26 protein-coding genes are annotated in these 23631 nt (G+C 38.5%); 10 read left to right on the top strand and 16 right to left on the bottom strand.

Annotated features, from left to right (window positions below):
• Positions 1 to 28: 28 nt before the first annotated feature.
• From B2V92_RS08860 to B2V92_RS08835, 6 genes are read right to left on the bottom strand one after another with little or no spacing between them, the layout of a single operon-like run.
• Positions 29 to 577, bottom strand: a complete 549-nt coding sequence (locus tag B2V92_RS08860) for a hypothetical protein (RefSeq protein WP_293306988.1) — start codon at positions 575 to 577, stop codon at positions 29 to 31.
• Positions 577 to 1197: a hypothetical protein gene (locus tag B2V92_RS08855; RefSeq protein ID WP_293306986.1), complete on the bottom strand. Its 621-nt coding sequence runs from the start codon at positions 1195 to 1197 to the stop codon at positions 577 to 579. Before B2V92_RS08855 ends, B2V92_RS08860 begins: the two co-directional genes overlap by 1 nt.
• Positions 1198 to 1201: 4 nt before the next feature.
• A complete protein-coding gene (locus B2V92_RS08850) occupies positions 1202 to 2761 on the bottom strand; it encodes a DUF4173 domain-containing protein (RefSeq protein WP_293306984.1) in 1560 nt (519 codons plus the stop codon).
• A gap of 1 nt (position 2762) precedes the next feature.
• A complete protein-coding gene (locus tag B2V92_RS08845; RefSeq protein ID WP_293306982.1) occupies positions 2763 to 3065 on the bottom strand; it encodes a hypothetical protein in 303 nt (100 codons plus the stop codon).
• 46 nt (positions 3066 to 3111) lie between these two features.
• A complete protein-coding gene (locus tag B2V92_RS08840; protein ID WP_293306980.1) occupies positions 3112 to 3408 on the bottom strand; it encodes a winged helix-turn-helix domain-containing protein in 297 nt (98 codons plus the stop codon).
• Positions 3409 to 3410: 2 nt separating this feature from the next.
• Entirely contained in the window at positions 3411 to 4046 is a 636-nt protein-coding gene (locus tag B2V92_RS08835) for a hypothetical protein (RefSeq protein ID WP_293306978.1), read from the bottom strand.
• A gap of 250 nt (positions 4047 to 4296) precedes the next feature.
• Between B2V92_RS08835 and B2V92_RS08830 the strand changes: the two genes are divergently transcribed.
• From B2V92_RS08830 to B2V92_RS08800, 7 genes are all read left to right on the top strand, one after another.
• Positions 4297 to 4947 (top strand): ABC transporter ATP-binding protein, encoded by a 651-nt coding sequence (locus tag B2V92_RS08830; RefSeq protein ID WP_293306976.1) that lies wholly within the window; start codon positions 4297 to 4299, stop codon positions 4945 to 4947.
• A 134-nt stretch (positions 4948 to 5081) separates the two neighbouring features.
• Positions 5082 to 5561: a hypothetical protein gene (locus B2V92_RS08825; protein ID WP_293306974.1), complete on the top strand. Its 480-nt coding sequence runs from the start codon at positions 5082 to 5084 to the stop codon at positions 5559 to 5561.
• 1 nt (position 5562) lies between these two features.
• Positions 5563 to 6171: an HAD family hydrolase gene (locus B2V92_RS08820; protein ID WP_293306972.1), complete on the top strand. Its 609-nt coding sequence runs from the start codon at positions 5563 to 5565 to the stop codon at positions 6169 to 6171.
• A 2-nt stretch (positions 6172 to 6173) separates the two neighbouring features.
• Positions 6174 to 7664, top strand: coding sequence for a S41 family peptidase (locus tag B2V92_RS08815; protein WP_293306970.1), 1491 nt, complete (start codon positions 6174 to 6176; stop codon positions 7662 to 7664).
• A gap of 148 nt (positions 7665 to 7812) precedes the next feature.
• Positions 7813 to 8079, top strand: a complete 267-nt coding sequence (locus B2V92_RS08810) for a hypothetical protein (RefSeq protein WP_293306968.1) — start codon at positions 7813 to 7815, stop codon at positions 8077 to 8079.
• Positions 8080 to 8128: 49 nt separating this feature from the next.
• Positions 8129 to 9223: a DNA-processing protein DprA gene (gene dprA, locus B2V92_RS08805; protein ID WP_293306966.1), complete on the top strand. Its 1095-nt coding sequence runs from the start codon at positions 8129 to 8131 to the stop codon at positions 9221 to 9223.
• Positions 9224 to 9380: 157 nt separating this feature from the next.
• Positions 9381 to 10742, top strand: a complete 1362-nt coding sequence (locus B2V92_RS08800) for a pyridoxal-phosphate dependent enzyme (protein ID WP_293306964.1) — start codon at positions 9381 to 9383, stop codon at positions 10740 to 10742.
• A gap of 243 nt (positions 10743 to 10985) precedes the next feature.
• On the opposite strand, the gene murA is transcribed toward B2V92_RS08800, so the two are convergent.
• From murA to B2V92_RS08765, 7 genes are all read right to left on the bottom strand, one after another.
• Positions 10986 to 12311 (bottom strand): UDP-N-acetylglucosamine 1-carboxyvinyltransferase, encoded by a 1326-nt coding sequence (murA, locus tag B2V92_RS08795; RefSeq protein ID WP_293306962.1) that lies wholly within the window; start codon positions 12309 to 12311, stop codon positions 10986 to 10988.
• Between the two features lie 63 nt (positions 12312 to 12374).
• The gene (locus B2V92_RS08790) at positions 12375 to 13067 is read right to left on the bottom strand and encodes a DUF4290 domain-containing protein (protein WP_293306960.1); all 693 of its coding nucleotides are present in this window, start codon (positions 13065 to 13067) and stop codon (positions 12375 to 12377) included.
• A 421-nt stretch (positions 13068 to 13488) separates the two neighbouring features.
• The gene (locus B2V92_RS08785) at positions 13489 to 13986 is read right to left on the bottom strand and encodes a SixA phosphatase family protein (RefSeq protein ID WP_293306958.1); all 498 of its coding nucleotides are present in this window, start codon (positions 13984 to 13986) and stop codon (positions 13489 to 13491) included.
• Entirely contained in the window at positions 13979 to 15010 is a 1032-nt protein-coding gene (locus B2V92_RS08780) for a glycosyltransferase family 9 protein (protein WP_293306956.1), read from the bottom strand. The genes B2V92_RS08785 and B2V92_RS08780 overlap by 8 nt, the downstream gene beginning before the upstream one ends.
• 33 nt (positions 15011 to 15043) lie before the next feature.
• The gene (locus B2V92_RS08775; protein WP_293306954.1) at positions 15044 to 15646 is read right to left on the bottom strand and encodes a DUF4254 domain-containing protein; all 603 of its coding nucleotides are present in this window, start codon (positions 15644 to 15646) and stop codon (positions 15044 to 15046) included.
• 113 nt (positions 15647 to 15759) lie between these two features.
• A complete protein-coding gene (locus tag B2V92_RS08770) occupies positions 15760 to 16266 on the bottom strand; it encodes a hypothetical protein (RefSeq protein ID WP_293306952.1) in 507 nt (168 codons plus the stop codon).
• A 21-nt stretch (positions 16267 to 16287) separates the two neighbouring features.
• Entirely contained in the window at positions 16288 to 17970 is a 1683-nt protein-coding gene (locus B2V92_RS08765; protein ID WP_293306950.1) for a helix-hairpin-helix domain-containing protein, read from the bottom strand.
• Between the two features lie 89 nt (positions 17971 to 18059).
• On the opposite strand from B2V92_RS08765, the gene B2V92_RS08760 reads away from it, so the two are divergent.
• Positions 18060 to 18686 (top strand): hypothetical protein, encoded by a 627-nt coding sequence (locus B2V92_RS08760; protein ID WP_293306948.1) that lies wholly within the window; start codon positions 18060 to 18062, stop codon positions 18684 to 18686.
• 134 nt (positions 18687 to 18820) lie between these two features.
• Here the strand turns inward: B2V92_RS08760 and sppA are convergent, their stop codons facing one another.
• Positions 18821 to 20587, bottom strand: coding sequence for a signal peptide peptidase SppA (gene sppA, locus B2V92_RS08755; RefSeq protein WP_293306946.1), 1767 nt, complete (start codon positions 20585 to 20587; stop codon positions 18821 to 18823).
• A 40-nt stretch (positions 20588 to 20627) separates the two neighbouring features.
• Here sppA and folK point away from each other — a divergent pair, with 40 nt between their 5' ends.
• Complete coding sequence (folK, locus tag B2V92_RS08750; RefSeq protein ID WP_293306944.1) at positions 20628 to 21143, top strand: 2-amino-4-hydroxy-6-hydroxymethyldihydropteridine diphosphokinase; 516 nt, start codon at positions 20628 to 20630, stop codon at positions 21141 to 21143.
• 4 nt (positions 21144 to 21147) lie between these two features.
• Positions 21148 to 21522 (top strand): Hpt domain-containing protein, encoded by a 375-nt coding sequence (locus B2V92_RS08745; protein WP_293306942.1) that lies wholly within the window; start codon positions 21148 to 21150, stop codon positions 21520 to 21522.
• 6 nt (positions 21523 to 21528) lie between these two features.
• Here the strand turns inward: B2V92_RS08745 and pssA are convergent, their stop codons facing one another.
• A complete protein-coding gene (gene pssA, locus B2V92_RS08740) occupies positions 21529 to 22221 on the bottom strand; it encodes a CDP-diacylglycerol--serine O-phosphatidyltransferase (protein ID WP_293306940.1) in 693 nt (230 codons plus the stop codon).
• A 191-nt stretch (positions 22222 to 22412) separates the two neighbouring features.
• Positions 22413 to 23631 (bottom strand): transcription termination factor Rho (gene rho, locus B2V92_RS08735; RefSeq protein ID WP_293306938.1); only part of this gene is annotated, 1219 nt, incomplete at its 5' end.

Here is a 23631-nt window from a genome sequence, read left to right as displayed (position 1 = left end):
GTTGGAGTTGTTGAGAGGTTAATTATTGTTATGGATTAATATAATAGATAAGAATAGTTTGCCGATCGTTGAAAAAAGCGATATAACAATCTTCATCCTCGTTATTTATACAGCGTTGTTTGGTTATAATGATTTTCTTTCTCTGTTCCTTGTTTAAAAAGTTATCTACTTCGGTCGAATTAATAAGGTCTGCATCATTAAATGATTTATCCTGAATTATTTTTTTATATAGTTTTTTGTAATCACTGGCCGAGAGTTCCATCATAAATAAAGCATAATAATCACCATGAAAATCTGGATAGCTTGCTGATTTTTTAACCACATTTGCTGATGGTGGGGCAGGAGATCCAGTTGTCGTTTTATATTTTTCCATATAAAAAGAATCTGTTGGGTATAAAGCAGTGAAGACAGCATAAAAAATAGATAGTTGTATAAAGCTTAACGGAATAATAAAAGCATACTTTAATTTATTCCTCCATTTTCTCCTTATAATTATCCCAATGAAGATTATTGGAAGCAGTGAAACGAAAAAAAATAATAAAAAAGCAGCGGTTGGTTGAAGCGTTGAAAAATCCATCACCTTTTTATTTTTTTATCAAAATAACCTTCGAAGCATTGTTGGCCAATTGCACCGCCACCAAACTCTAACGCCACTTTTTCATTGTATAAAATGTGCATGCAACCATCATTATATGCCTTTTTTAAGCTATCGGTTAGCGGTTTATCAAATAGGTTATAGAAATACATCCCCATGCCGCTTCTTTGGTAACCAATGGTAAATGGTTCACCGCTTTCAACAGAAATGCAATTGGCATTGTCCATTTTTTCTTTTAGCTGCGTTAAGGTTTGTTTCGTCCACCCAAGTTCAGTGAGTAGGGAGTCTGTTTTTTTAGCACTTATTTTAATATTCCAATTGCTTGACCGACCTTTTTCGTCGGAAAGATGGAAAATGGCCAGCTCTTCATCATTTTCGAATTCTATCGTTACCGATTTATCATTCGGGATGATCTGTTCTGCATATTTTTTTAGTTGATAAATCTCTTTTGTTTTGGACTTATAATTTTCAATCAAATCTACTTTTGAATGATGAGAGTCGAATACACCCACAAATGCAGATACTACCCAAACCACATAGGCTACATAAAGAAATATCCCTATTCCTAAAATGGACACCCCCCAGATTAATACCTTTTTCATTTTCTTACTTATTCAATCCAAAATATTCAGCTGTATTCCAATCCGGTAAATTCCATGATAACCAGCTGGTTTTTTTATAACGCTCTTTGAAATACTCAATTCTGTTATCCAAGCGGGTTAAAATCTGATCGTTGGTTGAGCTGGTAATGATTTCTCCTTTTGGAACAAAAGAATGTGATAATAAGGCTTTCCGGTTTTTATCCAATGTTGGGAGTGTTTTTTCGGTTAGGGAAAGTAGGTAATCTGCATCTAAAGCAATAGCTGTTTCGTGTGCCAGGTTATATTTTACAATAAAAATATCCCAATTAACAATGTTAAAGGTAAGGAGCAGTGCAAACCAGATATTCCCGTTCATTTTGAATAAATAAAATATCGTTTTCTGTTTGGCCACCTTGAAATAAACCGTTGCCAGACCAATGATACAAAGAATGGCAAATACAAGCACACCGATCCTTTTATGTGTTAGGCCATGGAATTCGATATAATAACCATCGCGGATAAAGACTGAAATGATAAGGATAAAATTTTGTACCATCCAGGTATAAGCCAATAACCGGAGGATTTTGCTTTTATGGTAAAAGTTTAAATTCCCCCTGAAATAATACAGGATTACTGCCATGGCCATTACGATACTGAAGATTAAGGCATTTGTACCCTGGTGCAATTCTCCCGAAAAATTGCCCGAAGGCTCATAACCGAACCAAAGCGTGGTAATATCGATTGTATTTAATAATAATAATAGGAGGTTAAGTGCTACAAAAGAAATAACGCCCACAATATATTCGGTTTTTAAAGCCATTTTGCGGGTTAACAGGTTGCCGCTAAAGGTTTCTATAATATTATACCATATTGTTTTGCGGCCTATGCCCCTTCTAATGCGCAATAACTGATCTTTGCATTTCAGCTCGGCTTTTTCGAGGCTTTTATCAAAAAAGGTCAGCAATAAACCACTTGTTAAAACCAATCCAAAACAGAAGTGAACGATGCGTTCGATACTCAGGTCGCTAAAAAAGAAATGAAGGATATTATTGAAAAAATTACCAATATTGGTAAGCATCACTTCTGCATAATGGGCAAAAACGTTACTGGCTGCCGCATATAAACAGGCAAATATGGTTACAATAATTACAGGGATAAAAATGTATTTGATCAGGGTAAAAAGCGGTTTCAGTTTAAAATTGCCCACACTCACTTTACTAAGGTGCTGTATAGCGTTAAAAGGAACCGTAACAATCTGTAAAAGCGCTGCAACAAAGGCGGTAAATACGGTCCTGATCTGTTGGTTATGGGCAAAGCCAATAAACAGTAAAAGACTGATGTAATAAGTAGCGATCGATAAATCGGAATGATTAACCACCACTAAAACTGCTGCCATTAAATGTGCCACACCATAAATTTTTAGCTTGGTTGTTTTAATTACATCTGGATTGATATATGTAATTGCCAACAGATAGATGCTGTAAATAAAGAGGTTAATGGCCAGTTCTTGTTGCCAAAATAGAAAACTGAACAACAGACCGCCCAATAGGGCCGAGAGAAGAAAGAGGTTTGATTTATTTTTCATTTTATAATATGATTGTGGTTATAATTAAAAAATACATGATGGCAATAGGAATATTAACAAGCTGTAGAAGCATGGTTGATACTGATGAAGACCTGTTTTCGGTATAAATGAAGCTTGAAATGATCAGGGCAAGCATTACCAACAGGTTGAAAATAATAGCCGTTGAAAGGTATATTATGCCGGAAGGGATCAGAAAGTCGGCCCTGAAAAAACAAAAGCCCAGGAACAAAACCGTTCCGCCTATAAAAGAAATTAAGGTGGTTTTCTTCCCGATTTTAATGATTAAAAGTTCTGTGTTTTCCATTTTAAAAGTGCTTTGTATTTCAAAGTAATTAATCAAAAAAAATAGCTTATAACTTCCTGATCATTTTTTCAAGTGCATCTAAATGTGCTTTAAAGGCCTGTTTGCCCAAAGCGGTAATCGAGTAAGTAGTACTGGTTTTCCTGCCGATAAAACCTTTATGTACCTTGATAAAATCGGCCTGCTCTAAAGTATTGAGGTGCGAGGCCAGGTTGCCGTCTGTTAATTCCAACATCTGTTTTAAGTCGTTAAAGCCAATTTCGTCGTTCACCACAAGCATCGACATTACGCCGAGCCTGATCCGGCTATCGAATATTTTATTTAAATCTGCTATCGGGTTTTTCATCCTTACCGGCCTCTCTCATATTTAAAATACATTAAAAGACCATAAACAATATGCAGTACGCCAAAACCAAAAGCCCAGAATATTAAACCGTACCCCATATAAAACATGCAGACCAAGCCAAGAATAACTTCGCAAATGCCTAAATAACGGATATCACTGTAGGTAAATTTGCTGGCATTGATCAGTGCTAAACCATAAAAAATTAAACAGCTAGGGGCAATTATGCTATAAGTATCAGGATGGTTGATTAAGAGAGCAATAATGAAAAGTCCACCGGCAGCCAAGGGGATAAATAAATTGACGAGGAGCGACTTAGAGGTCTTATCCCAGATGGGAAGGTTATTCTTCTGACTTTTTCGGTAAGTAAACAAAACCCCGCCTGCCAAAGCGATAATCAGTACAAAAACACCAAGTTTGATCAGGTTAAATTCAAGGTCCATTTCTCCTTCCACACCATAACCATAGCCGCGCTTGTTTGTAAACTTGTTAATTTCATCGTTAGCGAAATAAGCACCGATTAATGCAATAACGCCGGCAAAAACACCAGACAAACCGCTCAAAGAAATAAATCTCGACGACCGGTCCATCATCTGCCTGATATCTTTTAGGGCATTCAATTGTTCTTCTTGTTCGCTCATTTTAAAAGTGCTTTGTTTTTCAAAGTTAAATAGAAAATTGATATCTGCAAATCTTTTTTTTATTTAAAGGTGATTTCACAGATTTAGAGATTACACGGATTATGTTTAGTGTTTAAACTTTAGTCTTTAAGCTTTGGTCTTTAGTCTTTCCGCTTTAGTCTTTATCCTTTAGTCTTTCCACTTTGGTCTTTAGTCTTTCCGCTTTAGTCTTTATCCTTTAGTCTTTCCGCTTTTTTACTAAATTTGAAGCATGCTAAAAGCCACTGGAATAAGAAAATCGTACGGAAATCTACAGATATTAAAAGGTGTAAATTTTGAAGTGCAAAAAGGGGAGATCGTAAGTATAATTGGGCCATCGGGTGCCGGGAAAAGTACTTTGTTGCATATTCTGGGAACATTGGATAAACCAGATTATGGTGCGGTTGAACTTAAAGGTACTGTAATCAATAAACTGAGCGGGGATCTGTTAAGCGCATTCCGGAATCAGAATATTGGTTTTGTATTCCAGTTTCACCATTTATTACCAGAATTCAGTGCGATCGAAAATATCTGTATTCCGGCTTTTATTGCGAAAACAAATAAAAAACAGGCAGAAACAAGGGCATTGGAACTTTTAGATCTGTTTGGTTTAAAGGATCGGGCACAGCACAAACCCAATCAGTTATCGGGCGGTGAGCAACAGCGTGTGGCCATTGCAAGGGCACTGATCAATAACCCATCGATTATACTCGCAGATGAGCCTTCGGGAAATCTGGACTCCGAAAATGCAGCCGGATTGCATCAGCTTTTTGTAACCCTGCGCGATAATTTCCATCAAACTTTTGTAATTGTAACACATAACGAACATCTGGCAAAAACAAGCGATCGGGTGGTGAGCATGAAAGACGGACTAATCGTTTAGCCAGGATTAAAGGATTATATGATTTTAGGAACAACTTAAAAGGCATTCAAAACTCATTAATTCTCTCATTCATTCAGTAATTCATTAATTCTCTCATTCAATATTCAATCATTCACTAACTCTATTATCCAACATTGAAAATACTTATTACAGGTGGAAATAATGCGAAAGCTTTAAAGCTGATGAAAGCATTTCCCGGACACTTTGTTTTACTGGCCGATTATGGCGATGTACCCGGTATTGTTACCGAAAACTATGCTTTCTCATCATTGGGCGTATTAAATAAGGATAGCATTGCCCATATTTTACTCAATTTCTGTATTACCGAAGCAATAGATTGTATTATTCCACTTCATGCTTATGAAATTGAACCTTTGGCCAAATCGGCTGTGCTTTTTGGCGAATATGGCATACAGGTGCTGCTTCCTGATGCTGATGTGGTTACCGGTTATCTAAGGGATGAAAAGCAAGTACTCCAGCATTTTGCGGTGTATATCCATGGCGACTGCATTTTCTCGAGTGAAGAGAATGCCACTCCTAAAAAGCTTTCATCATCGTTTAATGGGGTATTCGGTTATAACAAAGCCGATGATTTAAAACTTTTTACAATTTAGTATGAATGCCTATCAATTTGTTCAGGATAAACAGGTCGTCATCTTTGAGTTGGACAACGTATTGTTTCCGGAGAAAGATTATTTATTGCAGGTTTATTATCTATTTGCACAGTTTATAGAGTATACCGAGCAGAAAAATGCGCAACCGATTATTGCTTTTATGCAGGCCGAATATGAAAATGGAGGCACAACTGACCTTTTCGAAAAAACAGCCAAACAATTCGGCATTGATGAAAAGTATAAATACAACTTCGATCTCCTGCATTTAAATGCACGTTTGCCGTTAAAACTCTTGCTCTATAAAAATATGCTCGAGTTTATGCAGGATCTGGTGGTAAACAGAAAACAGATCTTTATTGTAACGGCCGGAAATCCGGAACAGCAACTCAATAAAATTAGGCAAACAGAATGGAATGGCCTGGAGCAATACCTTACCGTATATTTTACCGAAGAACTAAATCAATCTAAAGCAGAAATTTTTCAGAACATACTAAACAGCAACAATTTATCGACAGATCAAGCGTTAGTTGTTGGTGCAAATAAATTTGATGAGCAACAATCTAAATCAATTAATTTGCCGTATATTGTGTCACTAGAAATTTACAAATAAATATGCTTAAAAGATTGGTATCGCAAAATGCATTTTTATATGCGTTGCTTGTTGTGGTTGGGATTACAGTGTCGTGTAAAAAATCTAAAAATGATCAGGATGCAAATAATGTTCCGCAGGGTGCTTCGGGAACAAGGGCAGAGTTAACAAAAGATTCAATTTACCTTTATGCGCAGCAAACCTATTATTGGAATGTGGGCATGCCAAGCTATTCATCATTTAATCCAAGACAATATACTACAAATAATGCGGTTTTGGCTGCACTAAAGGCCTTGCCAAGCACTGGCGGAAAAGATAAATATTCTTTTATTGATGATGGAACAGTTGCAGGCGAACTTGGCGGTGTTGCCGGCGATTTTGGTTTTTCTGTGTTTTTTGCCGGAACGAATGATTTAAGGGTTAAATATGTTTATGCTACTTCGCCAGCAGCAAATCAGGGTTTAAAAAGAGGCTACCAGATTACAAAAATTAATGGCAGTACCGATATCAATACCAGCGATGCCAGTATTAACTATGTGGTAAACGCCATATTTGGTTCAGGGGCAACCGTTTCCTTAACCATTGTAAAGCCCGATGGAACCAGTCAGGATGTTACCATAAACAAGGCTACCTATAATATCAACCCTATATTATTTACCAAAACTTATACTATTGGTGCAAAAAAAGTGGGTTACATTGTATTTAACAGCTTTACCACTAATTCTGCTACTTTATTGGATGCGGCCTTTGCACAGTTTGCAACAGATGGCGTTAATGAATTGGTTGTTGATTTAAGATATAATGGCGGCGGCTCGGTAGCTACATCAGAGGCCTTTTCAAATTTAATTGCACCTGTTTCCCAAAATGGGAAAATAATGTACACCACTTACTGGACCCAGACCATGCAGGATGGCGCAGCAACCATTTTACAGAACCAAAAGTTTTACGGTAAAGATACCCAGGGCAATACACGTCTGTTCTCTATGTTCGATTATTCATATAAACCAACAATAGCGGCCGGAAACCAGGAACTTTTTACAAAAAGGGGGACGCTTAACGGTTTAAACAGGGTTTATTTTGTTGTAACCAGCGGTACTGCATCAGCAAGCGAATTGTTGATCAATAATTTAAAACCTGTTATGGAGGTTAAACTGGTGGGCAAAAAAACCTATGGCAAGCCGGTTGGCTTTTTCTCTATCCGCATTGATAAAAATGATTTATACATTCCGCAGTTTGAAACGAAAAACCAGCTAAACCAGGGTGGTTATTTTGATGGAATGGCCGTTGATAAAGATGTTGCTGATGATGTGACGAAAGATTTTGGTGATCCAACTGAAAAAATGTTGGCACAAGCGCTATATTATTCTGCCAATGGCAGCTTTTCTGCTTTAGCTAAAGATAATGTGATCAGTAGCACTTCTCCTTTATCACGATCTCAGTTTGAAGATGTGTCGGGCAAAATGGATCAGGGCTTTAAAGGTATGGTTGAAACCAGGAAGCTGAAATTTAAGTAGTTGACCATCTTAATACAGAAAAGGCCGGCTTTGTAGTTCAAAACCGGCCTTTTTTTTATATAATTATTACAGTAAATGTGTAAAAAGGTGTTGCATTTTTTCTAAAAAATCGATAAGCTTGTTTAACATTAATCGTTAAAGAGACATCATGCCAATAGAAATTGTAGAAAAGGAACACATCGGTTATTTAAATATCATCAGTGCAAAGGAAGATCATTCCGAAGAATTAAAAACAAAGCTTAACGAAGCCCAGCGTTTGGGTAACGAATTTAAATCAAAAGCTGTTATCACCTTTAATACTACCATTGGGGCAAAACGTGTTGACACCACAGTTTGGGCTGTTACAGAAAAATATATACAGTTAAAAAATAATATACATATTCCGTTAAAAAGTTTGATCGACATCGATTTTTAAGCTTGCTATAAGGAAATAAATCATCCCGCATTTATTTAACCTTAAAACTATGAGCACGCTACATAAAATTGCCTTAACTTTTATTAAATCTATCGGACCGGTAACGGCCAAAAACCTTCTGGCCTATTGCGGGAGTGCCGAAAACATTTTTTCGGCATCAAAAAAACAGCTGTTGCAGATCCCGGGTGTGGGCGAAAAAACGGTAGAGGCCATCCGTGGTACCGACGCGCTGGTAAGGGCACAGCAGGAACTCGATTTTGTTGAAAAACATGGCATTGAAGTGTTGTTTTTCTCCGACGAAAGTTATCCCAGACGTTTAAAAAACTGTTTCGATGCGCCTATTCTGCTTTACGCAAAGGGTACTGCCGATTTAAACCATAAACGCATCGTTAGTATTGTTGGTACCAGAAATGCAACCGCTTATGGGAAAAACCTTTGTAAAGAACTTTGTGAGGCTTTAGCATCTTATGATGTGCTGGTAGTAAGCGGACTTGCTTATGGCATTGATGTAACTGCACATAAAGAATGCTTAACAAATAATATTCCCACTGTTGGTGTGCTGGGGCACGGACTCGATCGGTTATATCCTAAGATCCATAAAAGCACTTCGCAGAAAATGGTTCTGAATGGCGGTCTGCTGACCGAATTTCCCATTCTTACCAATCCCGATCGGCAGAATTTCCCACAACGCAACCGGATTATCGCTGGCATTGCCGATGTTACCGTAGTGGTAGAGGCTTCGATAAAAGGTGGCGCTTTAATTACCGCCGAAATTGCCAATTCTTATAATAAAGATGTATATGCTTTTCCGGGCAGAACAAATGATGTTTTTTCTGAGGGCTGTAATTTTCTGATCAAGACCAATAGGGCAGGGCTGATCAACCGTGCACGCGACCTGATCTATTACCTGGGATGGGATGATGAAGTAAAGGAAAAAAAGAAGGAGGCCCAAACCACTTTACATTTAAACCTCACCCCGAACGAGCAGATGGTTGTAGATGCCCTGCAGAATGGTCAGCTTTCTATCGATGAACTTTGTATCCAATTAAACATCCAGCAGAGTAAACTGTCTATCGTGCTCCTTACTTTAGAGATGCAGGGGATCATTGTTTCATTACCGGGGAAGATTTATAAACTGGTTTAGGGAAAATTAAATTGCATTTCGCCCAATAATCAATCTATAATGCCGATCATAATTATAGATTAAGCAATAAAATTCTATTAAATTTTAATTTTCGAAATTTTGTTTCAAATAAAATATAGTTTATAAAATACTTAATGCCTTTACTTAATTTTGCAATATGTGGTACAATAATATTTTAGAAACCATTGGCAACACGCCGCTGGTAAAATTGAATACGATTACAAAAGGTGTTCCGGGTACAATTCTGGCGAAAATAGAAACTACCAATCCGGGTAACTCAATTAAAGACCGTATGGCGGTTAAAATGATCGAAGATGCCGAAAAAAGTGGTAAGTTAAAGCCGGGCGGAACCATTATCGAAGGAACATCAGGAAATACAGGTATGGGATTGGCCATGGCGGCCATTATTAAAGGCTATAAATGTATTTTCACCACAACTGATAAGCAATCGAAAGAAAAGGTTGATGCTTTACGTGCATTTGGTGCCGAGGTAATTGTTTGTCCAACAAACGTAGAGCCTGAAGATCCGCGTTCTTACTACTCGGTTTCATCGCGTTTAGAGCGCGAAGTACCAAACTCATGGAAACCTAACCAATACGATAATTTAGCCAATTCGCAGGCGCATTACGAACAAACCGGTCCCGAAATTTGGGAGCAAACAGAAGGTAAAATTACCCATCTGGTAGTTGGTGTAGGTACCGGCGGTACCATATCCGGAACCGGAAAGTATTTAAAAGAGAAAAATCCGGATATTAAAATCTGGGGGATCGATACCTATGGTTCGGTTTTCAAGAAATATAAAGAAACCGGCATTTTTGATAAGGACGAAATTTATCCATACATCACCGAAGGTATCGGAGAGGATTTTTTACCTGCAAATGTAAACTTTGATGTGATCGATCTTTTCGAAAAAGTTACCGATAAAGATGCTGCCTTAATGACGCGCGACATTGCCCGCAAGGAAGGGATTTTTGTAGGCAACTCGGCCGGTGCTGCCATAGGTGGATTGATCCAGTTAAAAGATAAATTAAAACCCGAAGATGTAGTGGTGGTGATTTTTCACGATCACGGTAGCCGTTACATGGGCAAAATGTACAACGAAGACTGGTTGCGTGAACGTGGATTTTTAAAGGATGAGAAACTAACGGCTAAATCAATCCTGGCTAAGAAGGATAATACTGAAATTGTAACCTTGGATGCCCAAAAATCAGTGTTGGAAGCCATAAATACCATTAAATCGATGAACATCTCTCAGATTCCGGTTACGCAGCAGGGAATGATTGTAGGTAAAATTGCAGAAAGCGATATTTTAAGTGCCTTATTGGAAAACCCAGGTTTAAAATCGGCACCGATTTCAGAAATTATGACGGCTACTTTCCCTTTTGTTGATTTGAACACTTCAATTGATAAAATTTCATCATTGATCAATAAAGAAAATTCGGCCGTATTGGTTGAAGATGAAACCGGTAAGATTGAAATTATCACACAGTATGATATTATCAACGCGATATCGGGATAAGGATGTGAGAGTGATTATGTGAGATGTAAAATGGATAATGTAAGATGGATGATGTGTAAATGATTAATTCCCGCGATCGTCACCCTGAATTTATTTCAGGGTCTAAATAATGAAAGAGATGGTGAAATAAATTCTACATGACGAATCTTATAAGATATTAACAAAAAAAATGCCCACGTAATTATTACGCGGGCGTTTTTCTTTATGCTATTTTCGCTTTAAGCTTTGGTCTTTCCACCTTATTTAGTGGCTTGGCGCATCAGCGTTTACACGCTTAATCTGCGCACCTAAAGCACGCAAACGGGTATCGATATCCTGATAGCCACGCTCAATCTGTTCGATGTTATAAATGGTCGATTTACCTTCTGCAGATAAAGCCGCAATCAATAATGAAACTCCGGCCCTGATGTCAGGAGAAGTCATGCTGATTCCACGTAATTTGTATTTTTTGTCGATACCGTTAACGGTTGCACGGTGCGGATCGCAAAGAATAATCTGTGCGCCCATATCGATCAGTTTATCCACGAAGAATAAACGGCTTTCGAACATTTTTTGGTGGATTAATACATTTCCTTTCGCCTGTGTAGCCACCACCAAAACAATACTCAATAAATCAGGTGTAAAACCCGGCCACGGAGAATCGGCAATGGTTAAGATCGATCCATCGATAAAAGTATCGATTTCGTAATGTTTTTGAGAAGGAACATAAATATCATCACCTCGGCGTTCTAATTTAATACCCAGTTTTCTGAAAACCTCGGGTATTACGCCAAGCTCATCATAACAAACATTTTTAATGGTAATTTCTGACTCCGTCATTGCAGCCATACCGATGAAAGAACCAATTTCGATCATATCAGGCAACATTCTGTGTTCAGTACCACCTAAGACGGTAACGCCTTCGATAGTCAATAAATTAGAACCGATGCCCGAAATTTTTGCCCCCATGCGGTTAAGCATTTTACAAAGCTGTTGTAAATAAGGCTCGCAGGCTGCATTGTAAATGGTAGTGGTACCTTTGGCCAAAACAGCGGCCATTACTATGTTTGCCGTTCCGGTTACCGATGCTTCGTCTAACAGGATATAAGCACCCTGTAAATTGGTTGCATCAACATTAAAGAAGGCTTTTTTACTATCGTATACGAATTTGGCACCTAATTTTTCGAAACCGATAAAGTGGGTATCCAACCTTCTCCTACCGATTTTATCACCTCCGGGTTTAGGGATCGCTGCTTTACCAAAACGTGCCAACAGTGGACCAACAATCATAATCGAACCACGTAAACCACCGCCTTTGGCTTTAAAAGTATCAGATTCGAAGAAATTTAAATCGATGTTTTTAGCTTCGAAAGTATAAGTGTCTTTATTGATGCGGTCAACTTTTACACCTAAATCGCCCAATAGTTCGATCAGTTTGTTTACATCTTTAATATCGGGGATATTGCTGATGGTAACTTTTTCTTTGGTAAGCAATACAGCAGATAAAATCTGTAAAGCCTCGTTTTTGGCACCTTGTGGAGTGATTTCGCCTTTTAATTTAATTCCGCCTGTTATTTCAAATGCGTTCATATATTTTTCTTTTTATAACTCATTTCCGGGATCCTGAAACAAGTTCAGGATGACGCTTGGTTATTAATATTTAGGTTTGTTGTTGTTATTGCGTTGACGATTATTGTTGTTATTATTGTTCTGACGGTTTTTGCCGTTATTGTTATTATTGTTGTTCCGGCCGCGGTTATTATTGTTGTTGTTATTTTGACGCGGATTTTGTGCCCTGAATTCAACTTTAGCTAAGTTAACACCTTCGTCAAGCGATAATAATCCACCAGAAAGGTATTTTAAATCCTTAATAATGGTATCATCACTCACATTATCCTTATTCCAGGTAACATAAGCCATTTTCATAAAGTTTGCGATGCTCTGTACCATAGCCTTTTTAATTTCGGCATCTTCCTCACGCATGGCCTTTTCAATCAGGTTCTCAACCGTTTTACCATAATGTTTGTAGGTAATCCGTTGTTGAGGATAGGCCAGGGGCTCTGGTTTGATATAAGCATTCTCGATCAATGGTTTCGGATATGGACTATCCACATCGATCTGGTAGCCCGAAATAATGTGCAGGTGATCCCAAAGTTTATGTTTAAAATCGGCAACATCACGTAAATGTGGTTGCAGAAATCCCATCAGGTCGATTACCGCCTGGGCATATTTATTACGTTCTTCTATGGTTGGTAATTCGCAGATATACTTCACCATGTTTTGCACGTTGCGGCCATATTCGGATAAAATCAGATGGCTACGTGTAGTGTTATAGTCAAAACTCATGTTCAGATAAATTAATGGAAAAAATTATCTGGCGATACGAATTATGAAATAACCAGAAGAGTTTAGGTTATGAATTCACCGAAATGTCTATTGCCAGATTTTCGTTTTATATGCTCAAAGTTAATAAAATTATTTGATTTGCGATATTCTTATCGAATTTGTAATATTTTAAATTGATGTATTTCTTTTGGAAATGTTTGTCAGTAATTCTTGGCTTTTTCAGCCCCGCTGTCCCTTCTGCCGAAGAAAAATCGGCATTCGTCCCATCGGGTTTATTTAACGGCGGTTTGTGCTTATCGGGAAAACCTTTCTAGTGCCAGTTTCCGTGTTAATCTGTGGCAGTGGGTAACTGGTTAATTGGAAATTGATCTATTGAAAATTGATGATTTAAAAAAAGAATCTTAATTATTTAGCAGCAAGTTTACATCTCATCACTATTTTTCGGGTAGTCGAAAAACAACAGTTCCCCAGTGCCTTTACTTACCATTTGCCACGAATCAAAAGGGAAAGAGATTGATACCATGCCCGCAGTTGGGATATTGTAAATGTCGGCGTCGCACAATTCATTCGCGAAATCAGTAAAACCTGGATTATGACCAAACATGATCACATTATCTGCCGAATCGTTTAAACTGTTGACTACTTTAAGCAAAGTTGAGGAATTGGCCTCGTAAATTGATTCTTCAAACTGAATCTGGTCGATATTGTAGGCTTCGGCGAAATATTTTGCGGTTGATTTTGCTCTTTTTGCCGGACTACTTACAATCTGATCGATTTTAAAACCACGGTTAATCAGCCTTTCAGCCATTTCTGGCGCATTTTCCTTACCACGTTTATTTAATGGTCGGTCGAAATCTTTTAAATCTAAATTTCCCCAATCAGATTTTCCGTGACGTACTAAAAGTAACTGCTTAGCCATTTAGTTTTTCTTTAATTTTATTTACAATGGTTTCAGGTTTAATTAAGTCTATACAACTTTCAACACCGCAAAGGCAGGGTTTGTTTCCGTAAATAGAATTGGGCCTCGAAGGATGGTCAATCTGGATGCAATCGCTTTCCGATTGTCCGTAGCCCAAAAAACCAGCGTAAGGATGCGTTGGCCCCCAAACCGACACTACAGGGACACCAACCAGTGATGCCATATGCATACCAGAGGAATCCATGCTTAACATTAAATCGAGGTTTGAAATAATGGCTAACTCTTCTGCCAGATTAAAATTTCCTATTAAATTATGGGTGTTTGAGTATTTCTTCTCCCATTCTTCTGCAACCAACTGTTCCGTTTTTCCTCCTCCAAAAATAAAAAGTTGGTAACCCAGATCACTTAAGCTGGCAATTACTTCTTCCATTTTTTTTAAGTCGTAAACTTTATATACATGCTGTGCAAAAGGGGAGATGCCTACTTTTTTTGTGTTTTTATCTGCAAATAATTCCTCTGCCTTTATTGGGATCTCTTGTGGCGATTTATTGATTTGATGACTGAGTTTAACATCGAAACCTAAATTGCGGAAAACATCGGCATAACGTTCAACGGTTTTTCTGAGCGGTTTAAAAACTTTGTTGTTGGTTCGTGTTAACGCTTTTTTTTCTGCCCTTCCTTTATCAATCCGCCTGATTTTTACACCTGTTAACCGGAAGAAAGTAGAAATGGCCCTGCTACGCAAATTATCATGCAGATCGGCTATTGCATCCGGTTTGTAGCTGCGGAGTTCCTGGTAAAGTTTATGTAACCCATTAATCCCTTTATGGGTGGTTTTAGGGTGGATAGGATGAAAGATTAGGTTGGGGATGTGATCGAAAAATGGCTTAAAAGCAGGCCGGCTTATCATAATAAGCTCAGCCGATGGATGTTGTTCAGAAAACTCGCGTAAAACGGAAGCAACCATAGCCACATCGCCCATGGCCGAAAAACGTAAAACAATTATTTTTTGGGTTGATGACATGACTTTTCGCTTTCGGCTTTGGTCTTTCTGCTTTTATGCTTTATTATACAACACCGGGTTTAAACTCGGATCGTTGTACATTTTCATCTGTTTGTATACTTTCATATATTTTTTACCCGCCTCGATATCAGCGAGTAATTCATCGATACTGGTTGATAGATCTTCGCGCTGCGATAACAGCACATTTAATTTAGTCTGGCATTGTTCGCGGTGTTCAGCAGAAGCTGTTTCGCGTTCGGCTTCCTCGCGCATGTGGTAAATTTTCAGCGCCAAGATAGAAAGCCTATCAATAGCCCAGGCTGGACTTTCGGTATTAATTTTGGCATCGGGCAAAGCTGAAATGCCCTGATAAAGGTTTAAGAAATAGCCATCAATAAACTCAACCATATCGGTACGTACCTGGTTTTGTGCATCAATACGTCTTTTCCAGCTCAAACCTTCAACAGGATCAATTTGTGGATTGCGGACAACATCTTCCATATGCCATTGGGCAGTATCTATCCAGTTTTTAATATAGAAAAGATGCTCTAAACTTTCGGCATCATATGGATTTTCAACCGGATGGTCAATATCATCAAACTTGTGGTAGTCAGTAATAACCTGATTAAATATGCGGTTGGCAATTTCACTTATCATGGGGCAAAGATATTAAAAGATTTTTTAAGGGGGTGATTACACAGATTATAAGATTTACAGATTGTTTCCTGGCGGGTTGATTGCACAGATTTAGGGATTACACAGATAATTGATTATTCGTCGTAGTATGGAAGCTCGATTTCTTCTTCAGAGGGTAACCAGTCGTTATTGATTTTTTCAATTAAACTTTGAATGTTGTTTTTTACCCCTTTTTTAGTGAAATCTATGCATATCACTGTATTTATATCATTTTCTTCATTTTGTGCCGCAAATAGCGAAAACCAAAAGCCCTCGCCAAAATTTTTATGTGCAGTTGTAATCGGCGATTGGTCGTAATCAAATGGGATTTTGGTTATACTTTCCTGTTCAATTGCTTTTTCTACTATTTTCAGATCAAATGATAATTCTACCTTATCAGCTAGTTGGCCAGTATTACAAACATATGCCATTTGGTTTTTAAGTGATTTTTCAACGACTAAATCTACCAAGTCGCTATCCTCGTCATCAGTGATTGTAAAAGCACACCAATTACCTCCTGGCAATTTTTTGAACCACTCAGAGTCTCTTCTTACGTTTGTATAAAAGATTTTTCTGCCATTGACTAAACCAAACTGCTGCATGTATTATAGTTAACAATCTTTTTAACCTATTGGATGCTTCTCGTTAAAATACGCCGTTATTTCTTCCAAAGAGAAAGCATTTAAACATTTATCGGCGCTTAAACCGCCTTTACGTGCAACTAAAATGCCATAGTGCATGTCGTGGAAACCTTCGGTGCGGTGTGCATCGGGGTTAACAGAGAGTAAAACACCTTTTTCTAAGGCATAACGGTGCCAGCGCCAATCCAAATCTAAACGTAAAGGGTTGGCATTGATCTCGATTACTACTTTATTGGCCGCGCAGGCATCAATAATTTTTTTATAATCAATCGGATATCCGGCCCTGCTTAACAATAAACGGCCAGTTGGGTGACCTAAAATAGTGGTATATGGGTTCTCGATGGCTTTTAATAAACGTGCTGTAGCTTTGGGTTCGTCCATACGGAGGTTGCTGTGCACAGAGGCTACTACAAAATCGAATGTTTTAAGGATATCGTCCGAATAATCGAGCGAACCATCACTTAAAATATCACTTTCAATGCCTTTGAGAATTTTAAATGGAGCCAGTTTTTTGTTTAATTCGTCAATTTCCTGATGCTGTGCAAAAACGCGCTGTTCGTTTAGTCCCTTGGCGTAAACCGCGGTTTTAGAGTGATCGCAAATCCCTAAATATTGAAGATTTAAGTTTTCTTTACAATAAACGGCCATCTGTTCTAAAGTATGCACGCCATCGCTCCAGGTAGAGTGGTTATGCAAGCTACCTTTTAAATCTGCATATTGGATCAGCGTTGGTAGTTTATTTGTTTTTGCGAGCTCAATTTCATCAAAATCCTCGCGAAGCTCGGGTTCAATAAAAGCTAATCCAGCTTTACTGTAAATTTCCTCTTCACTTGCAAAAGGCCCTTCACCGGCCAATGCCAGTATCTTTTCTATATGTTCGGTATTTCCGGTGAGTTTAAACCACTGTAAATAGAAAGCTGATTTTTCAACCACATAAATTTTTATCCTGAAACCTGCTTCGGTAGTACAGATGAAAGAATTTTCCGCCTCGATGAGCGAAAGTTGTTCGAAAGCAGGTAAAGCTTGTTTAATGGCTTCAATATTTTCTGCACCGATTACAATTTCCAGTTCATCGATAATTTCACATGCACGGCGGTATTGTCCGGCAAAGCCTAAAAGTGCACTACTATCAAGGTTTGCAGCCCAGGCTGAAAGCTGCGTGAACAAAGTTTTGGCAAAACCTTCTACCTGCGCATATAAAAACCGACCATTGGCAGCGAGTTTAAATTCGATGGCATTTTTAATTTCTTCCTGTGTTTTTAAACCGAAACCTTTTGCTTCGATTAAACGGTTTTCGTTACAGGCGTAATAAAGTTCACCGATACTTTCTATGCCGAGGGTACGCCAGATGATAAAAATCTTTTTTGGGCCAATACCCTTTATGGCAAGCATTTCTACCACACCTTCGGGTGTTCTTTCGAGGATTTCGTTGAGCTCTTGTAACTCTCCCGTTTGAAGGAGTTCTACGATTTTGGAAGCCAGGCCTTTACCAATTCCTTCAATTTTATCGAGCTCATCCAAAGGTTTGTCTTTTAATGCAAAAGGCAATTTATCAACCTTGAAATAGGCATTTGCAACTGATTTGATCTTAAAAGGATTTTCCTCATGTAGTTCCATGAGCTGCGATAAAAGGCGCAGGGTGCGGGCGATGGTCTTATTTTCCATAAGGGGTAAAATTAGGAAATAATGCCCCAAATCTTTGCGAAGCTTGCCGATTTCTAAACACAATTTTATTAAAGTGTTGTTTTACACTCATGAAATCTACAAAATATGTCCTTTTAGGATTAGGTATAAGTTTGGCCGCTTGTCAATCTTCGAATAAAACTGATGATAAAACAGCCGATTCGGTAAACCACGTTTCAAGAGACACACAAATTCCCAATGAAAAATTTTTGGTTGTTGCCGGTCGCTCGGTTGGTGAAATTTCTATTGGCGAAGATATGGAGCAGGTTGGTAAAAAACTGGGCAGACCAGATGCTGGTGATGCCGCAATGGGTAAAGCCTGGGGAATTTGGTACAGTAACGATTCTACAGCTCAACACCCTAACGAAATTGCCGTTTATTCTTCCTATCGCGATACGAGCATGCGGGTTAAAGATGTAAAACAGATCAGGATTACCTCAGATCAGTTTAAAACAAAGGAAGGGCTATCTACAGGAACTACTTTGGAAGAAACTAAACTAAAGTTCCCGGCCATTGAAAAACTTTCAACTTATTTAAATGAAGATAAGGATACCGTAACGGTTTATGATGCCAAAAAAGAGGGGATTGGCTTTGAGTTTTTAAAAGGAAAAAGCATTTCTTTAACCGTGCACCAGGTAAATATTCCGGTTAATGGAACTTATTTAACGCTGCATCCGGAATGGAAAATAGTGGAATAGTATGGATATGGACGAGGTAAGGTGGATGATGGTTTGTTGGTTCATGGTTAATAGCCATGTTACCATAAGCCATCAACCATGAGCCTATTTTATAAATCTTGCCCCATCATCCATTTTACATTTTCCATCTTACATTACTTAATTACTGCTTCAAACGGCATCCTTGCCTGGATACCCGAGCTTGCAATTACTTTTTTCATCTGTTGGTATAAAAAGTAATTGTCGCCAAGTTCCTGTTTGGTGTAATAGGTTTTGATTTTGTCGGTACCCTCATCCATTAGCGATTTCCATGGATCGATTACATCAGGGTATTCTACCACTTTATATTTTTTCAGTTTTGCTTTTTTTGCAGCAGCTTTAATGGCATCGTTAAAACTTCCGATTCTATCGGCTAAACCGATCTGAACGGCATCGGTACCGATCCAAACGTGGCCCCCGCCAATGCTATCGATATAAGCTTTGCTTTTCTTTCTGCCATCGGCTACACGGCTCACAAAACCACTGTAAATTCTGTTTAATTCATTCTGGATGATAAATCTCTCACCTTCCGTCATAGGACGGTTGGTAGCCATGATATCGGCATATTTACCGGTTTTAACGCCGTCGAATGTGATACCCAATTTGTTGGTCATTAAATTCTGGAAATTGGGAATAATACCGAATACACCAATAGAACCTGTAATGGTGTTGGGCTGAACGAAAATGCTATCAGCAGCGCAACCGATGTAGTAACCGCCTGATGCAGCTACATCACCAAAAGATGCAATAACCGGTTTTTCCTTTTTGGTAAGCACAATTTCCCTCCAGATTACATCAGAGGCAAGGGCGCTACCACCCGGTGAGTTTACACGTAAAACTACGGCTTTAATGTCGTCGTCTAAACGTGCTTTTCTGATGGCCCTCGAAATACGTTCAGAACCGATCTGGTTATCAGAACCTTCGCCTCCGTTAATTTCGCCATTGGCATAGATCACCGCAACTTTATCTTTTCCTTCGCCGGTATCGGTATTGTTTTTGGCGTAATCGTTAATCGAAACCGTACGGATATTTTCACCCCTGGTTCTGCCTGATAAGCCTTTCAGCTCCTCTAAAATCTGATCTTTGTATTTTAAGGCATCGATCATTTTAAAGTTTACCGCATCCTGTGGCTGTTGTACTTTATAATTATCGGCAATGCTGTAAAGGGTATCTTTTGGAATATTACGGCTCTGTGCAATATCGGTCAGAAAAGTGTTGTATAAACCGCCTACATAAGCTGTAACCTGTTTGCGGTTATAATCGCTCATTTTATCCAAAATAAAGGGCTCAACGGCACTTTTGTAATTTCCTACGCGGATTACCTGCATTTCTACCCCAACTTTTTCCAAAGTTCCCTTAAAAAAGGTTAGTTGAGAGCTAAAACCTTTAAATTCTAAAGCTCCTTCAGGGTTTAAGTACACTTTATCTGCAACCGAGGCCAGGTAATAGGCCCCCTGTGTATAAACTTCGCTGTAAGCGATGATTTTTTTATGGGATTTTTTAAAATCGATCAAAGCATTCCTCACCTCGCGAAGGGTTGCATAACCTGCATTCGGACTGCTTACGTTAATATAAATACATTTAATGTTATCGTCTGTTTTTGCTTTTTGCAGCGCTTTGATAAAATCGTTTAAACCGATTCCGTCTTTTTCCTCACTTCCCACAATAGGAAGGTTTCCGAATGGATTTTTTGGCGTACGCTCGGTAATGGCCTGATCTAAATTTAGAAAGAGCACCGAATTGTTGGAAACAACAACTGTTTTATCGCTATCGATTGATGATATGGCACCTACAACGATTACGATGCAGATGATAAAGATAATTACCATCGATAAGAAAAAGCCCAACATGGAGGCAAATAAATACTTAAAGAATTCTCTCATTTAAATGTTTTAATTTTGTGCTGTAAAGATATAAAAATACATGATGCTTAATAAAGCTTTAGAGTACAGTACGGCTTATTTGTTACTGGGTGGAAATTTGGGAGATAGGGAAGGGAATTTAAAAAAGGCAATCGAACTATTGGACCAAAATATAGGCAGGGTAATATCAGTTTCATCGCTGTACGAAACAGCTGCCTGGGGTAAAACCGACCAGCCTGCTTTTTTAAACCAGGCGGTGGCTTTAGAGACGGATTTAAGCGCTTTGGAGGTATTGGATCATGCATTAAATATTGAACAGGAATTGGGCAGGGTAAGGAAAGATAAATGGGGTGAAAGGTTGATCGATATCGATCTTATCCTTTTTGGAAATGAAGTGATCAACATTCCGGATAAACTTCAGGTGCCGCACCCGCATATGCAAAACCGCAGATTTGTGATGGAGCCTTTGGCCGAAATTGCACCTGATGTGGTACATCCCGTATTTGGAGACACCATCTTAACCATCAGTAAAAATATGGAAGATCCGCTTGAAGTTAAAAGATTGGCTAAACATTGATCTGATGCCCCACAGCTTTTATAAACGGCCTTTGGATTTTTCTTACCTGATCGATATGGTGGGGGATGAACCTGCGTTTCTGATTGAGCTTATTGATACTTTTCTGGTACAGATTCCGGTTTTTATAACAGAGATGGATAAAGCTTTAATGTCCGAAAACTGGGTGAAAATATCACAGTTGGCACATAAAATTAAACCTACATTCAGTTACATTGGTCGTAATGATATCAAGGATCTTCTTCATCAGATTGAAAATCCGGCAAAAAATGAGCTTTTGATCAAACAGATGCCTACAGAAGTTGAAAAACTAAAATTTGTGCTTGCCGATGTGCTTTTGCAGCTCGAACAGGAGAAAGTGAAGCTGGGTGCCTCCCTTTAAAAGCGCTTAACGCTCAGCGCTTACCGTTGCTCCCCTAAAATGTAATATTGATAGCGCAATGTAGAGTACCAGCACAAAAGGTATAGCCGCAAATTTTAAAAAGAAGATCAGTACAGCAGATAAAATGAGGAAAATAAATTTGATCTTATTTTTTGCCCAGCTTAGATCGCTGAATTTTAAAGAAAATATTCTGATCTCACTCACCAGCAAAAAGCTGGTAACAGCCGTAATGACGAGGAGTAAAATGCCCGATGAAATTACTGCTGGATAATCTTTTGAAATATAGGGTAAAGAACAGATAAACAGGGTATTCATTGGTGTGTTCAATCCAATAAAATCTTCTGTTTGCCTTGCATCGTTATTGAATTTGGCCAAACGCAATGCCGAAAAAATAGTAATAATAAAGCCGAAATAAGGGAGGTATTCAGACGGATAATCACTAGCCTTTAAAAGGTGGAACATAATTACTCCCGGTAAAAAACCAAAACTCACCATATCTGCCAATGAATCAAGATCTTTCCCTATGGCCGATTTAACATTTAATAAACGGGCAACCATACCATCAAAAAAGTCGAAAACCCCCGAGAAGATTACGAAATAAGCTGCGGTTTCCAGATTACCTTTAAATGCAAAAACGATTCCGATACAGCCCGAAAAAAGGTTTGCACAGGTAATCGCATTAGGGAGATGCCTTTTCATGAGGTTTAAGGTATAGGGTTTAAGGTGTAAGGTTTCGGGTGCAAATGTAAGTGTAAAACCTTTAAAACGAAAAGGCTTAAGGAATCAAATTAAGAAACCTTAAGCCTTTTCGTTTTATGTAAGGCGGAAGATGTGAAGTGGTAGATGGAATGTATACCTTATCCATTTACCATCTTACATTTTACCTTTTTCTAGCTGTTCATCGAAATCAAGAACTCTTCGTTACTTTTTGTGCCTTTAATCTGTGATTGAACAAATTCCATCGCTTCCTGGCTGTTCATGTCAGCAAGGTGGTTACGTAATATCCAAACGCGTTGTAAAATATCTCTATCAAGCAATAAATCATCGCGGCGGGTACTCGAAGCTGTAATATCGATAGCAGGGAAAATACGTTTGTTAGATAATTTACGGTCTAACTGTAATTCCATATTACCTGTTCCTTTAAATTCTTCAAAGATCACTTCGTCCATTTTGGAACCGGTATCGGTTAATGCTGTTGCTAAGATGGTTAATGAACCACCATTTTCGATGTTACGTGCCGCACCGAAGAAACGTTTTGGTTTGTGTAAAGCATTTGCATCAACACCACCGGATAATATTTTACCCGATGCCGGTGCAGTAGTATTGTATGCCCTTGCCAAACGTGTAATCGAATCTAAAAGAATTACCACATCATGTCCGCTTTCTACCAAACGTTTCGATTTCTCTAAAACAATATTGGCAATTTTAACGTGACGTTCAGCTGGCTCATCAAAAGTAGAGGCAATAACCTCAGCCCTTACACTGCGTGCCATATCGGTAACCTCCTCAGGGCGCTCATCAATTAATAAGATAATTAAATAAACTTCCGGGTGGTTTTTAGCAATTGCATTGGCAACTTCTTTCAGTAAATTGGTTTTACCGGTTTTAGGCTGTGCTACAATTAAACCACGTTGCCCTTTACCAATCGGGGTAAATAAATCCATGATACGGGTAGAGTAGTTACTGTTATCCGTAAATAAATTTAATTTTTCTGTCGGGAAAAGTGGCGTTAAATAATCAAAAGGAACACGGTCGCGAACCTCGGCAGGAACTCTGCCATTAATGGTTTCTACACGAACCAATGGGAAATATTTTTCGCCTTCTTTCGGCGGGCGGATGCTGCCTTTTACGGTATCGCCGGTTTTTAAACCAAAAAGTTTTATCTGCGACTGTGATACATAAATATCATCAGGGGAAGTTAAGTAGTTGTAATCTGCAGAACGCAGGAAACCGTAACCATCAGGCATAATTTCCAGAACGCCTTCATTTGTAATTACGTTATCGAAATCAAGGTTAGAATAGCTGTTTTCGTTTTTGTGGTGGTTGCCGCCGCCCGGTTGTTTTTGCTGGCGGTTTTCATCGCGTTGTGGCTTTTCCTGTTTTTCTTTT

The sequence above is a fragment of the Pedobacter sp. UBA5917 genome, assembly GCF_002432345.1.
Taxonomy (GTDB): domain Bacteria; phylum Bacteroidota; class Bacteroidia; order Sphingobacteriales; family Sphingobacteriaceae; genus Pedobacter.
Note: the sequence above shows the minus strand (reverse complement) of the source record. Positions and strands in the feature narration are given on the sequence as shown.

Coding starts and splice junctions, on each gene's coding strand:
- B2V92_RS08800 (WP_293306964.1), top strand. CDS start 9,381: ATGTGGTACAATAATATTTTAGAAACCATTGGCAACACGCCGCTGGTA.
- B2V92_RS08850 (WP_293306984.1), bottom strand. CDS start 2,761: ATGAAAAATAAATCAAACCTCTTTCTTCTCTCGGCCCTATTGGGCGGT.
- sppA (WP_293306946.1), bottom strand. CDS start 20,587: ATGAGAGAATTCTTTAAGTATTTATTTGCCTCCATGTTGGGCTTTTTC.
- B2V92_RS08775 (WP_293306954.1), bottom strand. CDS start 15,646: ATGATAAGTGAAATTGCCAACCGCATATTTAATCAGGTTATTACTGAC.
- B2V92_RS08760 (WP_293306948.1), top strand. CDS start 18,060: ATGAAATCTACAAAATATGTCCTTTTAGGATTAGGTATAAGTTTGGCC.
- B2V92_RS08810 (WP_293306968.1), top strand. CDS start 7,813: ATGCCAATAGAAATTGTAGAAAAGGAACACATCGGTTATTTAAATATC.
- B2V92_RS08860 (WP_293306988.1), bottom strand. CDS start 577: ATGGATTTTTCAACGCTTCAACCAACCGCTGCTTTTTTATTATTTTTT.
- pssA (WP_293306940.1), bottom strand. CDS start 22,221: ATGAAAAGGCATCTCCCTAATGCGATTACCTGTGCAAACCTTTTTTCG.
- B2V92_RS08820 (WP_293306972.1), top strand. CDS start 5,563: ATGAATGCCTATCAATTTGTTCAGGATAAACAGGTCGTCATCTTTGAG.
- B2V92_RS08845 (WP_293306982.1), bottom strand. CDS start 3,065: ATGGAAAACACAGAACTTTTAATCATTAAAATCGGGAAGAAAACCACC.
- B2V92_RS08830 (WP_293306976.1), top strand. CDS start 4,297: ATGCTAAAAGCCACTGGAATAAGAAAATCGTACGGAAATCTACAGATA.
- murA (WP_293306962.1), bottom strand. CDS start 12,311: ATGAACGCATTTGAAATAACAGGCGGAATTAAATTAAAAGGCGAAATC.
- dprA (WP_293306966.1), top strand. CDS start 8,129: ATGAGCACGCTACATAAAATTGCCTTAACTTTTATTAAATCTATCGGA.
- B2V92_RS08780 (WP_293306956.1), bottom strand. CDS start 15,010: ATGTCATCAACCCAAAAAATAATTGTTTTACGTTTTTCGGCCATGGGC.
- B2V92_RS08840 (WP_293306980.1), bottom strand. CDS start 3,408: ATGAAAAACCCGATAGCAGATTTAAATAAAATATTCGATAGCCGGATC.
- B2V92_RS08785 (WP_293306958.1), bottom strand. CDS start 13,986: ATGGCTAAGCAGTTACTTTTAGTACGTCACGGAAAATCTGATTGGGGA.
- folK (WP_293306944.1), top strand. CDS start 20,628: ATGATGCTTAATAAAGCTTTAGAGTACAGTACGGCTTATTTGTTACTG.
- B2V92_RS08835 (WP_293306978.1), bottom strand. CDS start 4,046: ATGAGCGAACAAGAAGAACAATTGAATGCCCTAAAAGATATCAGGCAG.
- B2V92_RS08770 (WP_293306952.1), bottom strand. CDS start 16,266: ATGCAGCAGTTTGGTTTAGTCAATGGCAGAAAAATCTTTTATACAAAC.
- B2V92_RS08855 (WP_293306986.1), bottom strand. CDS start 1,197: ATGAAAAAGGTATTAATCTGGGGGGTGTCCATTTTAGGAATAGGGATA.
- B2V92_RS08790 (WP_293306960.1), bottom strand. CDS start 13,067: ATGAGTTTTGACTATAACACTACACGTAGCCATCTGATTTTATCCGAA.
- B2V92_RS08745 (WP_293306942.1), top strand. CDS start 21,148: ATGCCCCACAGCTTTTATAAACGGCCTTTGGATTTTTCTTACCTGATC.
- B2V92_RS08765 (WP_293306950.1), bottom strand. CDS start 17,970: ATGGAAAATAAGACCATCGCCCGCACCCTGCGCCTTTTATCGCAGCTC.
- B2V92_RS08815 (WP_293306970.1), top strand. CDS start 6,174: ATGCTTAAAAGATTGGTATCGCAAAATGCATTTTTATATGCGTTGCTT.